Origin of the sequence: Paenibacillus sp. WLX1005 (assembly GCF_046603685.1) — a bacterium.
Taxonomy (GTDB): Bacteria; Bacillota; Bacilli; order Paenibacillales; family Paenibacillaceae; genus Saccharibacillus.
On the sequence record NZ_CP176756.1, the window covers coordinates 705,216 to 719,156 of the forward strand.

General features: G+C 46.6%; 9 protein-coding genes, 1 rRNA gene and 1 riboswitch. Of the genes, 5 read left to right on the plus strand and 5 right to left on the minus strand.

Annotated features, from left to right (window positions below; translation table 11 throughout):
- Nucleotides 1–227 precede the first annotated feature (227 nt).
- A complete protein-coding gene (locus ACE3MZ_RS02965) occupies nt 228–1,916 on the plus strand; it encodes a PucR family transcriptional regulator (RefSeq protein WP_411345065.1) in 1,689 nt (562 codons plus the stop codon).
- Here the strand turns inward: ACE3MZ_RS02965 and ACE3MZ_RS02970 are convergent.
- The 5 genes from ACE3MZ_RS02970 to ACE3MZ_RS02990 all read right to left on the minus strand — a co-directional run bounded on the left by ACE3MZ_RS02970 (nt 1,891) and on the right by ACE3MZ_RS02990 (nt 7,018).
- On the minus strand, nt 1,891–3,249 hold the full coding sequence (locus ACE3MZ_RS02970) for an aspartate aminotransferase family protein (RefSeq protein WP_411345066.1): 1,359 nt from the start codon (nt 3,247–3,249) through the stop codon (nt 1,891–1,893). The two genes, ACE3MZ_RS02965 and ACE3MZ_RS02970, sit on opposite strands and share 26 nt — an antisense overlap.
- A gap of 42 nt (nt 3,250–3,291) precedes the next feature.
- A complete protein-coding gene (locus tag ACE3MZ_RS02975) occupies nt 3,292–4,362 on the minus strand; it encodes an ABC transporter substrate-binding protein (RefSeq protein WP_411345067.1) in 1,071 nt (356 codons plus the stop codon).
- Nucleotides 4,363–4,587: 225 nt separating this feature from the next.
- Nucleotides 4,588–5,466, minus strand: coding sequence for an ABC transporter permease (locus tag ACE3MZ_RS02980; RefSeq protein ID WP_411345068.1), 879 nt, complete (start codon nt 5,464–5,466; stop codon nt 4,588–4,590).
- Nucleotides 5,466–6,278, minus strand: coding sequence for an ABC transporter permease (locus ACE3MZ_RS02985; RefSeq protein WP_411345069.1), 813 nt, complete (start codon nt 6,276–6,278; stop codon nt 5,466–5,468). Before ACE3MZ_RS02985 ends, ACE3MZ_RS02980 begins: the two co-directional genes overlap by 1 nt.
- An 8-nt stretch (nt 6,279–6,286) precedes the next feature.
- Nucleotides 6,287–7,018: an ABC transporter ATP-binding protein gene (locus ACE3MZ_RS02990; protein ID WP_411345070.1), complete on the minus strand. Its 732-nt coding sequence runs from the start codon at nt 7,016–7,018 to the stop codon at nt 6,287–6,289.
- Nucleotides 7,019–7,190: 172 nt separating this feature from the next.
- Between ACE3MZ_RS02990 and ACE3MZ_RS02995 the strand changes: the two genes are divergently transcribed.
- The 4 genes from ACE3MZ_RS02995 (at nt 7,191) to ACE3MZ_RS03010 (ending at nt 13,761) form a co-directional block, all read left to right on the plus strand.
- Nucleotides 7,191–7,460: a hypothetical protein gene (locus ACE3MZ_RS02995; protein ID WP_411345071.1), complete on the plus strand. Its 270-nt coding sequence runs from the start codon at nt 7,191–7,193 to the stop codon at nt 7,458–7,460.
- Between the two features lie 734 nt (nt 7,461–8,194).
- A riboswitch (purine riboswitch) is annotated at nt 8,195–8,294 on the plus strand.
- Between the two features lie 176 nt (nt 8,295–8,470).
- The gene (locus ACE3MZ_RS03000; protein ID WP_411345072.1) at nt 8,471–9,862 is read left to right on the plus strand and encodes an NCS2 family permease; all 1,392 of its coding nucleotides are present in this window, start codon (nt 8,471–8,473) and stop codon (nt 9,860–9,862) included.
- Between the two features lie 333 nt (nt 9,863–10,195).
- A complete protein-coding gene (locus tag ACE3MZ_RS03005; protein WP_411345073.1) occupies nt 10,196–11,209 on the plus strand; it encodes an ABC transporter substrate-binding protein in 1,014 nt (337 codons plus the stop codon).
- A 993-nt stretch (nt 11,210–12,202) separates the two neighbouring features.
- Nucleotides 12,203–13,761: ribosomal RNA gene (locus ACE3MZ_RS03010) — 16S ribosomal RNA — on the plus strand.
- The last annotated feature ends 180 nt before the right edge of the window (nt 13,762–13,941 follow it).

A 13,941-nucleotide genomic window follows, 5' to 3' on the forward strand; every position in this document is an offset into this window, starting at 1 on the left:
GAAAAATAGTCATAAATAACGTCACATAAAATCACTTTATGTCCTATAATGAGAAAATAAAATATATAACGGATCAAATAAGTTATATATTCTAACATGTGATATACAAACTATAGTCAATTGTCGGTTTTATTACACTAGACAGACTGTCTAATTTCAAAAGTGTCTTTTTTGACGGGGTTGTGAACGCAGGAGAGAACCATTCCGATTGATGGGGGGAACATACAATGAATGGACATCGCATGTTTACGCTGGAAGATGCTTTGCAACGACCATTGTTCGCGGAAGCACAGGTGGCAGGTGGAGCGCAAGGATTACATCGCACGATCCGCTGGGTGCATGTACTGGAGAGCGCCAACTTTGAGAGTCTGATTCATGGGGAAGAGATGATTTTGACAACAGGGCTTGGTTTTCATACAGACACCGAATCGGCGCTAGCTTTTATGCACAATCTGATTCAGAAGAAAGCAGCATGTCTCTGTATTGAGCTAGGCGACTACTTTCCCGATATTCCCGAAGCGATGGTGAAGCTGGCAGATAAGCATGATTTTCCCTTGATCGTATTTACAAAGACGGTCCGCTTTGTAGATATTACGCTTGATCTGCATTCGCTTATCATCAATCGCCACCACCGGATGTTGCAAGAGCTGGAGAGCATTTCGCGTGAATTTAACCGACTGACACTCAGTTCGCAAGGCACTGGCAAAGTGCTGCAACTGCTGCATAGAAGTACTGCGCATCAGCTCGTTTATTTGCAGCTGGATGGGAAACCGTTATTTTATCCGGCGCTATCACCGGAGCGTCAGCAGGAATTGCTGGAGCAGTTTACCCAGTTTAACGATGGGATGGATGGTGTGCCACATGATGCGGCTCCCTACTTTCGCCAGCTTGATACACGCACGCTTGTAATGAAGCCAGTCGGTGCACTGGATCAGACGTGGGCATATATTATGATGGTCTGTCCACATCGTCCGCAGGAATATGATTGTCTATTGCTCGATTCGGCGGCATTGTCGATTGCTCAGGAACTGCTGCGCACTCGGTATATGGAGGAACGCCGCCTCTTTTCCGAGAATTTGTGGGTAGAAGAATTGATCAACGGACGACTGGAAGATGAGAACCGACTCAAGGGGCTGGTCGGACCCGATTTTAATCTGATGAATGAGCTGTCTTACCGCGTCTGTCTGATTGAGATCGAGAATCCGCAGGATGTCCGCTGGAATAGCTCGGAGAATGAATGGGAATCGATCACCTTTCATCTGTCAATCGTGCTGCGCTCCATTCTTGAAAAATATATGTTCCATCCACTGATCACACTGAAAAATAACCGACTCACTGTGATCGCACTGGATCGCCAATCTCGCTTGCCGTCCAAGCCGCGTCTGGAGCAGGCGCTGCATGCTTTGCAGCATATTCGTTCAGACGATAAGCTCAAAGACCTCAATCTGATCATCGGCGTTAGCAAGCTGGGCAAATCATTAAAAAACGCCTCCACCAGCTATCAGGAAGCGGTGCAGGCATTGTATATGCACTCATGCTCACAGCATTCGTTGCTTTTTTATGAGGAGCTTGGTGTGTATCAATTGCTACTCAGTCTCAATGATGGCAAAATGCTGCAAACGTTCGTCCGCAACTATCTCGGTCCGCTCATCGATCATGACGAATCCAGAGGTAGTGAGTTGATGCTAACATTGCGCGTCTATCTAGATCACGACGGCTCCAAACAAATCGCCGCCCAGAAGCTGTTTATCGTGCGCCAGTCTCTATACTACCGACTGGATAAAATAACCGAGCTACTGGGCGAAGATTTCATGTCACCGGAAAATCGCATTTCCATTCAAGTGGCGCTGCGTGCTTACCAACTGCTGTACCCGGACAAGCTGGCGCTACCTAATGTTCACTCATCACATGTTTGAAGGTGGAGATCAGGAAGTCCAGATCGTCATCGGTGGACGAGAGTGGCGGGGCAAAGGTGAGTACATTGTTGAAGCCTGCGACCGTATCGCCATTTTTACCTATGATCAATCCGCGCCGCTTGCAGCCAGCGATGACGCTTTTGACAATATCGAGCGATGCAGGCTGACGGGTATCCTTGTCGGCAACCAGTTCTACGCCGCTCATCAGCCCGAAGCTGCGCACATCGCCGACGAGTGGATGCTCCAATAATTGAGATAACTCGTTATGCAGTCGTTGTCCCAATACGCGCGAGCGTTCGACCAATTGCTCCTCTTCCATCAATTGCAGATTGCGCAGCGCCAACGCACATGCCGCCGGGTTACCGCCAAACGTATTCACATGGCGAAAATGCGAATACTCGTCCGACGAATCCTTGAATGCTTCATAAATATCCTTTCGTACCGCAGTTGCTGACAACGGCAAATATCCGCTTGTTAATCCTTTGGCCATCGTAACGATATCCGGCTTGATGCCGAAGTTATGGTGGCCGAACTTTTGCCCGGAACGCCCGAATCCGCAGATGACCTCGTCAATAATCAGCAATACACCATATTTACGACAAATCTCCTGCACTTTATCCGTATAGACACGATGCGGCACAATGACACCCCCGCCGGTAATCGTAGGCTCCATAATGACCGCACCAATCGTCTCCGCACCTTCCCAGACGATCATATCCTCAATCGCCTGCGCACATTGCAGATTAAATGCCTCTACCGATTGCCCGGCGGGACGACGATAGCTATCCGGTGGCGCTACGTGCAGGAAGCCTCCTGCCAGCGGTTCATACTTGTACTTGCGCTGCGCTTGCCCGGTCGCTGACAGCGCGCCAAAGGAGTTTCCGTGATACCCACGATAGCGGGAGATGAATTTATGACGATGATGCTGTCCGATCTGCTGATAATATTGCCGCACCATTTTAAAAGCCGCTTCATTCGCTTCTGACCCGCTATTGGAAAAGAAGATCACATAATCGCCTTCTAGCCATTCATTCAACTTTTCCGCCAGCTGGATCGCGGGTAGATGACTTTGTGTTAGTGGAAAATAAGGCAATTGCAGCAATTGATGATACGCCGCTTCCGCCAGTTCTTTACGTCCATAGCCGACATTGACGCACCATAAGCCGGACATACCATCCAGATAGCGCTGCCCATTCAGATCCGTTACCCATGAGCCTTGCCCGGATTCCACGATCATCGGCGGAGCGGATTCACTGTAAGGGGTAATGTTGTGCCATAGATACTGCCGATCCTTTTGCAGAGCGAGTTCATTTGCAGTTTCTGACTTGATCATGATGGGTATCCTCCTGGATTATTGGAATTTGGATCATTGGCATCATTTGGATTGAGTTGCCATATCCATAATTTCGTTTGTATACGCGGTTTGTGTATCAGCTGCCTTTTTGATGACACCGAATTGGAGAGCGATATCGGCAGTTTGCTTGAACATAGCATCATCGGTATAACCCATTTTCGATGCGTCAAAGCCTTCTGGCACGATCAGCTTGGACACTTCCTCCATCATTTTGAGCTGATGTTCTTTTGTCGTACTGCCGGATTCTGCTTGCTTCATCACAATATCCACGGCGCCTTCAGGATCTTTGATAGCATCCTGCCAGCCTTTCAGTGATGCACGTACAAATTTGGCGGCAGTCTCCTTGTTGTCCTGTAACCATTCGCTATTAGCGAATAGATTGTCTTCTAGCATGGCGACGCCTTCTTTGTTCATATCGATCACATTCATATCATCCGCTTTGACGCCTGACTCCAGTGCGACTTGATATTCGTTGTACGTCATTGCTGAAGCTGCATCCAGCTCACCATTCAGAAATTGATCCATCGTAAAGCCCTGTTTTGTAAAGCTCAGGTCTTTGTTAGGATCGAGCTTGTACTTATCGAACAGCGCCAGCAATTCAAATTCATTGCCGCCCATCCAGTTGCCAACTTTTTTACCTTTCAGATCAGCAGGGGAGTTGATATTAGCAGACTTTTTGGAGATCAGCACCAGACCGCTTTTTTGAAAAATTTGGGCAATTTGCACGAGCGGCATCTCCTGCTCCTGACTAGTTAACAGACTTGCAACCCAATCGACGCCGATATCAGCAGACCCACCAGCAACTTGCTGTTCCGGTACGATATCCGGCCCGCCTGGCAGAATTTCGACGTTTAACCCTTCATCCTTGTAATAGCCCTTGTCCAGCGCCACATAATATCCAGCAAACTGCGCCTGCGGCACCCATTTCAGTTGCAGCTTGACGGTCACTGGCTCTGACGAACTGCCAGCGCTCTCTGATCCGGCAGCACTGGAGCTTTCATTAGAGCCTCCACAGCCCGCCAATATCAATGCCATACACAACACAACTACACCCATCATACCTGTACGCTTTTTCCAGCTCATGATCTTCATATTTCCATGCCCCCTGTATCGTTGGATAGACTGCTCATGACCGGAAGTGGTCGAGAATTGCCAAGATGGAACCAGATCAAGACGAGGAGAAAAGAGTTGAGTTGAAATGATCTAAGAAGATCTAGGATGATCTAAGACGATTTAAGACGACCTAGGACGACCTAGAGATATCTAAAAATATCCAAGAATATGTGGCAATCCATCCACCGTTTTATGTTTCATGTATCATCCTATTCGTTGCGAGGAATGCCAGCGGATAAATACCTTCTCCAATCGCTCCACAATCAGATAAAAGAGTACGCCCGCCACCGCAGCTAGCACGATGCAAGACCAACCGAGTGGCATCTTCGCAACCTTGACCGAATTGGATAGCAAATACCCAAGCCCCTGCGAAGAAAAGAAAAATTCGCCCACAATCGCCCCGATCATACTAGCAGTCGTATTGATCTTGAGTGCCGTGAATACAAATGGCAGACTGTTCTGGATGCGCAAGTACCGGAATACCGCCGGTTTTCTCGCTGCATACGAATGCATCAGATCAAGTGCTAATGGATCGACCGAGCTCATACCTTTGTAAGCATTGATTGCCATCGCTGCCATCGTCGTTACCGTCACAATCGCTACTCGCGAACCGATGCCATCGCCAAACCATAGATTCATCACCGGAGCGAGCGCCACAATCGGTACGGCATTGAGGGCGGCTACGATAATGAGACTTGCCCCGCCCCAGCGCGGCCAAGCTGTCGCCAGCAGTGCAATGACAAAACCAAGCGCTGAACCGCATATCATTCCAAGTACCGCCTCTGTTAGCGTATAGCCGGTATATGATAACAACATGCTTGCGTTTTCTTGCATGGATTCCGCAATTGCGGAGGGGAGAGGGAGCTGATACTTTTTTAGATCAAACAAGGAATGGAATACTTCCAGCTGCCACATGACCAGAAATCCAATGCCCGCCAGGATCGGTAGCCAAACGTTTGAACTGTTCACGAACATCCGTCGTAACGAGAATGTTCGTTGCGCATCAGAACTGCCCATTTCAGTAGGAGTAGACACAGTATGCATACCCGCCGAGCGATTGCCGCTGTCATATCTACTTTCCATTACCGATCACCTCCCGCCGAACGAAATTCTGGCTGCCACGGCGCGACCAATCGTTCGATCAAGCCAATCACCCAGTAGCTGAGAATGCCGAGCAATGCACCGACAACGACAGTTGCCCAGAACATATATACGTGAGAAGGACCATAATATAGATTACGCAGCATAATGACGCCAATCCCATGCTGTGCCCCCATCAATTCCACCAGAATTGCTCCCGTTACTGCTAGCGGCGCAGCGATTTTTAGACCGCTGAACAGACTCGGTAGCGCAGCAGGCAAACGCAGCTTCCAATAAACCGTCCATGGACGAGCGGCATACGAGTGCATCAGCTCCAGCGAAGACGGATTCACACTGCGCAGTCCGCGTAGCATATTCAGTGCCACCGGGAAAAAGGTAATATACCCGGAGATGATAATGCGCGATATGTATTCATCTCGCACGATGCCGTAGATGATAGGAGCAAGTCCGAGAATCGGAATCATCTGCGAAGCAATCGCATACGGAAAGGTCAATCGCTCTACCCAACGCGACAAACTCATCAGAATTGCCAGCAACACGCCCGCCACCGCCCCGATCGCAAAGCCGATACCCGCATTGCCAAAAGTCGCTCCGCCTTCCCGCAGCAGTGTTCCGCTATATTGAATACTTGTCAGCAACACTTCATGCACATACGGAAGCTTGGACTGAGCAAGCGGCACCTGCGCAACATGGAGCAGTGCCCACGATCCGGCTTCCCACAACAGCAAAATGAGTGCAATCCAGACCAGTATCGGCAGCATTCGATGCCGCATCAGTAGCAGATTCATTTTCATGCCTGTCCTCACACTCCTTCAAAGCTGTTGCGAATATTGGCAATCAATTCAAAGAATTCCGGGCTATTGCGCATCTCAGCCGTACGTGGACGAGGCAGCGGAATATCCACCACCGCCGATAATCGCCCCGGATGCGGAGACAGTACGAATACCCGATCTGATAGGAACACCGACTCTGGAATGCTGTGTGTAACAAATACAATCGTATTCTGCACCTTATTCCAAATGGACAGCAGCTCCTCATTGAGTCGTTCTCGCGAGAATTCATCCAGTGCAGAGAATGGTTCATCCATTAGCAGAATCTCCGGCTCCATTGCCAGCGCCCGTGCAATCGCCGCCCGCTGCTGCATCCCGCCGCTCAATTGCCACGGATACTTGTCAGCAAATTTGCCCAGACCGACTAGCTCCAGCAGTTCCATCACCTTTTCCTCACGTTCCTTGCGCGGCACATTCATCATTTCTAGCGGTAACGCTACATTGTGCTTCACCTTACGCCAGTCATATAACACCGGGCTTTGAAATACAATCCCGTACTTCCGCGCCAACCGAGCTTCCCGCGCACTGTTCCCAGCAACCGTTAATTCACCGGATGTCGGCTCCAACAAATCCGCCATCAAACGCAGCAACGTCGTTTTCCCACAACCAGATGGACCAAGTAAGGATACAAACTCGCCCTTGGCAATATCCAGACTAACCTGATGCAAAGCCAGCACCTCAGTAGTACCAGTACGATAACGCATCTCTACATCCTTGAGAGAAATTTCCGGCGTATCCGTCAACACCATCGAAGCGGGCAATGATACAGAGTCGACAACCGATGAACTGGAAGAGGATACAGGATCCGTAGGTGCAAGAGAAGAATCAGTAGAATGAAAGACATTAGACGAAGCAGAGATAGAAGTAGAAGTAGAAATGGATGTAGATATAGCTGTAGAGGTAATTGTAGATGTAGGAGTAGAAGTGGAACTGGATGTAGATGTAGATGTAGATGTGAAAGTGGATGTAGGAGTAATAGCAGAGTGCCCAGCTACCGACTTTTGTGTGGTAGCCCAAATTGTAGATTCGCTGACTTTAGGTTTAGATGAAAAACTGGACAACGATGACATACCGAACAACGCGTTTGTGAACAGGTTGGACATGCTAAATCTCCTCCTGAAAAGCAATATGCCAAACATAAAATAACAACATGCTGAACACGAAATGATAAATCAAGCAGCGCTACATTAAGAAGCGTTACATCAAGAACCATGAAATCCCAAAAATGAAATACAACTAAGGAAATATGAAATAAGGCAGATCGAATAACCAGAGTTCCAATGTTGCAACAACCCCAATTCAGCTATTGCAATCCTAAGAGTTATTCCAGATCGGCATAATATCTTGCCACAGATCAGCATACATTGGAATTTGTTGATGATCCTCACACATCCACAATCAACCACAAGAACAGTGAAATCAAGAAAATAGTCATATAAACTCATAAAATGTTAATTAATATGACTTGATAAGTAGGTTTTTAATAATTATGTCACTTTTTTAATCATGAACAAAACGAAATACGCTTTTTAGTAAAAGAAACAAACCTTTATCGTACTCAATATGTTCTATTGACTAACATCATACTTTGCGGTTTTAATATTATCACTAGACAAAAAGTAATATAGCTTACATAAAATTACGTCAGTTTGTCTATTTGACCGTTCAGGGAGAATGATATTGTCTTGTTTTGCAAACTTGTTGACGAATTGCATCCAAATAGCGTGCAATTTGTAAAATTATTACCGAACATTAAGTGTGCGCTTACAATCTAACATTCGTATTTTTTGATTGACAACAATTAAAGCGTATCCTAGAATGTAACAGGTAAGTCATCTTTATATGACAAAAACAACACGAATGCGGATAAGCAATAAAGTTTTCGACAGCTGCAATTCTTTCGTATAATCCTGTGAATGGGCACAGGAGTCTCTACGTGATCACCGGAATGATCTCTCTACGGAATTCAGAATATGGCTTGTCTTTCCTGGTCTATGATTAAAAGTGGGTACGTGTATTCCATGCGCGCATTAGCTGTACAATCAGATCCGGGAAGGCGGTCCAATCTGACCGTGAGACCCCGATGAGTAATCGTACAATCGGGGTCTTTTGTCGTTTTCTTTATCTATTTTCCACAAGGGGGACAAGTATTCATTATGGAGCGTTTCTTTAAATTGCGGGAGCATGGTACCAATGTGAAGACAGAACTAATCGCAGGTCTGACTACCTTCGTTACCATGGCGTACATTCTGTTCGTCAATAATCTGTTCCTGGGACCTGATGGTGCAGGCATCCCTGCACAAGGCGTATTTTTTGCCACAGCTGTAGGTGCTGGTCTGGTTACCATTCTGATGGGACTGGTAGCTAACATTCCGGTTGCACTTGCACCGGGTATGGGGTTGAATGCCTATTTCATGACGGTCGTATTAAGCTCCAACGGTATGATCACGTGGCAGGCTGCACTGGGTGCGGTATTCCTGTCCGGTATTATCTTTATCATTTTGACTATTACCAAAGTCCGACAGTTACTATTAGTCGCTGTACCACACTCGTTGAAAATGGCGATCACAGTCGGTATCGGATTGTTTGTTACTATTATTGGTTTGAAGCTCGGTAACGTCGTTTCCGTCTCCGCTACAGTAAGCGGTATAACAGATGTAGCCCAGCTGGCTGCTCCTGTTACTGTAAAAGGCGGCGATTTCCAGCTTGGACTTAGCGATTTCATGCATAACAAAGATACATTGTTGTCGCTGATCGGTCTGTTCCTGATCGGTGTCCTGATGGTTATGCGCATTCGCGGCGCACTGCTGATCGGTATCATTGTACTGACCATCATCGGTATCCCGATGGGATTGACGGATGTAAGTAGTCTGTCTCATGCACAATGGTTGCCTTCGTTTGACAACCTGGCGGTTGGACAGCTCGACATCAAAGGCGCAATCGGGCTTGGTCTGTTCGAGATTGTTTTCATCTTTACCTTTGTAGAACTGTTCGATACCTTTGGTACGCTGGTTGGTACAGCCGAACGTGCCGGACTGTTCAAAAACCGCAAAGAAGGCGAGAAAAAAGTCAGCAAAGCAATGCTCGTCGATGCAGTCGGCGTTAGTGCCGGTGCTGTACTTGGTACAAGTACCATCACTTCTTATGTAGAAAGTACGTCCGGTGTAGCTGCCGGTGGTCGTACAGGTCTGACTGCTGTAACGACAGGCGTACTGTTCATTCTCGCGTTGTTTATCGCTCCACTTGCATTGATGGTTCCGTCCGCAGCAACTGCTCCAGCATTGGTTGTCGTTGGTGTACTGATGATGAGCCAGGTGCGTAACATCGTTTGGGATGACTTCATGCAAGCTTTCCCAGCATTCCTGACGATCATCTTCATGCCATTCACCAATGGTATTGCGAACGGTATTTCCGCAGGTATCATTGCTTACGTGCTGCTTGGTTTCTTCTCCAACACATTCACAGGCCACAAAGTAAAAGTTCATTGGCTGATGTGGGTTCTGGCAATTATCGTTATTTGCCGTTACGTATTCCTTGGATCAGAGTAATCAAGAACATTCTGTGTAAATAACGTAAACGTATTATTCTTTTGCACCTAGGTGTCGCCGATTTGCACAGCTTAGTTTTACAGAACATGTATGCACAAAGCATATAATCTGGAGCACATGCATCTTCATTGACCAATGTCATACACAATCCCAAAAAGGCAATTTGTAGCACATCATTGTGCCTGCGAATTGCCTTTTTCTCATCCTACTGTCTGTAGCTGATCCCCTAACCCGATATAGTTCGCAACAATGAGTGATAATAATTATCATTTACAAACAACAACAGAATGAAGCGAAATACAAATAGAAAACATACACAAGGAGCGAAAAATCATGAAAAACCTGTACATATCCAAATACATACGTTACCGCAGTTCGCTATTGTTAATCGTAATCATGTTTGTGATTGGTGGTTGCTCTTCCACACAACCAACCAATAACGATTCATCTGCCTCGTCTTCAGAAACGACATCGGAAGTCAATGGAGAAGATATCAGCTCCAAGACAAGAACCTTTACTCATAAAATGGGTACGATCCAAGTCCCCGAACATCCCAAGCGTGTTATCGGACTGTATGTAGAAGATCAGCTGCAAGCGCTTGGTGTAAAACCAGTTATGCAATGGGGATCGGGCGGACAGACGCGTAGCTATTTGAATCTTCAGGATGTACCGGTACTCGATGTAAGCGGCGGCGTTAATTTTGAAGCCGTATTGTCTGCTGATCCGGACTTAATCATTTTGTTTAACGATAGTCTCGCTGTCAAAGGCGGATATGAACAATTTTCAGCAATTGCACCTACGTATGTATTTGATGATGCCAACGAGAATTGGCGCGAAAGCTTAACAACGATCGGCGATCTGCTGCAAATGTCCGACCAAGCAACCGAAGTGATCAAACAGTATGATCAACAAGCAGCCGATTCAGCTCGTACATTACAACAAGCCATCGGCAACGAAACTGTCGCTCTGCTGCGAATCGAACAAAAAGGAATGCTTCTATATGGAGGTCCTAGTAAAGGCTTTACTGGTCCAGTCTTATACGGCGATCTGCAATTGCAGCCAGATCCGCTTGTGCGCGAATTAGCATGGGAGGATTACAACAAACAAATCACAATGGAAACGATCCCCGAATTGACCGCTGACCACATATTCATCGTCGTTGGCAATCAGGCAGAAGAACAAGCAGAACAGCTATACACTAATCCACTATGGCAAAATATCCCGGCTGTTCAAAAGAACCATGTACATGAAGTGGATTTCCTAACTTGGATGAGCAGTGGCCCCATAGCCAATAGCTTGAAAATAAAACAGGCAACAGAATTGCTCCAAAATAGGAATCTTCAATAGAATGACATCATAGAAGCATACCTATTTAAAATCAAAAGCATATGATAAACACAAATAAACCAAACGACAAAACACAACATTACAATTATCAAATCAAACGATCAGGTATGACTATAAACTATTCAACCATATTCAGATGACTATACACTTGCGCCGTACTTATTCCTCTAATCTACGAACATGTTCGATCCCTATACAAATGTACGAGACTTATATAATAGATAAAAGATAATCCAACGAAAACAAAAGAGCAGAAGAGCGAACTATGTTTCGCTTTTCTGCTCTTTTATACTTTACAAAGGTTTGAATAAGTATAATTGATCATCATATAACATTATTAGGATGCGGAAATAAAATAAAGATAAAACAAAAGGAATACAAAACAACAAGCATGATACAAGACATAACCACTGTAAAAGCCGATATTTGAATACTATCTACATTACTCATAATAATTTAACAAATGTGAATATAGAGATCATAAGCGTACCAGAAGGGATACTCACATCAATAATAAAGGAAAATTACTGTTTTACCCGCATTTCTTAGTGCTTGGTTTCCGTATCCTATAGTACTCTATCTATTAGAAATTAATACTTCATCTATGCAAAATAATGTATCGAAAGTAATAGATGCATGAAGTTATAATACTCATCAAATTGTATATAGATGTTACTTTGATAAAAGGGTTGCTTTTTAGAATGTATTCATGGTAAGATCTAATTCCGGTCAATAAATGACTGGTTATCACCTGAATATGAGCTTCTATGTCACTCAGCTCCCATCAAACGGACTGAAAAACAACTTCAAAAAAAGTTGTTGACAGTAAGCTAGCAAGGTGGTAAGATATAAGAGTTGCTGTGAGAGACAATGTAGCACACGAAAGAGTTTGATCTTTGAAAACTGAACAACGAGTGAGTGGAGAACTTTCGTTCTTCAAACAATAGAGAACAGCAATGTTCTCGCCAGCAAGACATGAGCAAGTCAAACACTTTTATGGAGAGTTTGATCCTGGCTCAGGACGAACGCTGGCGGCGTGCCTAATACATGCAAGTCGAGCGGAATTGATGAGAAGCTTGCTTCTTCTTTGATTTAGCGGCGGACGGGTGAGTAACACGTAGGCAACCTGCCCTTTAGCCTGGGATAACTACCGGAAACGGTAGCTAATACCGGATACTTTCGATGTCCGCATGGACGACGAACGAAAGACGGAGCAATCTGTCACTGAAGGATGGGCCTGCGGCGCATTAGCTAGTTGGTGGGGTAACGGCTCACCAAGGCGACATGCGTGCGTAGCCGACCTGAGAGGGTGATCGGCCACACTGGGACTGAGACACGGCCCAGACTCCTACGGGAGGCAGCAGTAGGGAATCTTCCGCAATGGGCGAAAGCCTGACGGAGCAACGCCGCGTGAGTGATGAAGGTTTTCGGATCGTAAAGCTCTGTTGCCAGGGAAGAACGTTTTCTAGAGTAACTACTAGAGAAGTGACGGTACCTGAGAAGAAAGCCCCGGCTAACTACGTGCCAGCAGCCGCGGTAATACGTAGGGGGCAAGCGTTGTCCGGAATTATTGGGCGTAAAGCGCGCGCAGGCGGTCATGTAAGTCTGGTGTTTAATCCCGAAGCTCAACTTCGGGTCGCATCGGAAACTGGGTGACTTGAGTGCAGAAGAGGAGAGTGGAATTCCACGTGTAGCGGTGAAATGCGTAGAGATGTGGAGGAACACCAGTGGCGAAGGCGACTCTCTGGGCTGTAACTGACGCTGAGGCGCGAAAGCGCGTGGGGAGCAAACAGGATTAGATACCCTGGTAGTCCACGCCGTAAACGATGAATGCTAGGTGTTAGGGGTTTCGATACCCTTGGTGCCGAAGTTAACACATTAAGCATTCCGCCTGGGGAGTACGGTCGCAAGACTGAAACTCAAAGGAATTGACGGGGACCCGCACAAGCAGTGGAGTATGTGGTTTAATTCGAAGCAACGCGAAGAACCTTACCAGGTCTTGACATCAGAATGACCGGTACAGAGATGTACCTTTTCTTCGGAACATTCCAGACAGGTGGTGCATGGTTGTCGTCAGCTCGTGTCGTGAGATGTTGGGTTAAGTCCCGCAACGAGCGCAACCCTTATGCTTAGTTGCCAGCACATGATGGTGGGCACTCTAAGCAGACTGCCGGTGACAAACCGGAGGAAGGTGGGGATGACGTCAAATCATCATGCCCCTTATGACCTGGGCTACACACGTACTACAATGGCCGGTACAACGGGAGGCGAAGCCGCGAGGTGGAGCGAATCCTAAAAAGCCGGTCTCAGTTCGGATTGCAGGCTGCAACTCGCCTGCATGAAGTCGGAATTGCTAGTAATCGCGGATCAGCATGCCGCGGTGAATACGTTCCCGGGTCTTGTACACACCGCCCGTCACACCACGAGAGTTTGCAACACCCGAAGTCGGTGGGGTAACCGCAAGGAGCCAGCCGCCGAAGGTGGGGTAGATGATTGGGGTGAAGTCGTAACAAGGTAGCCGTATCGGAAGGTGCGGCTGGATCACCTCCTTTCTATGGAGAATCGTCTTCTGCAACGAAGACATTCAAATATAAGTCGTTGAGTAATCGACGCGGATCCCATGTGGATCGACACTCACTCGTTGTCAGTTTTGAAAGAGCAACCACTCTTTCAAGTTGATCCTTGAAAACTGGATACCGAAACGAAACATCGCGTTTTAGAAGACTGTTCTT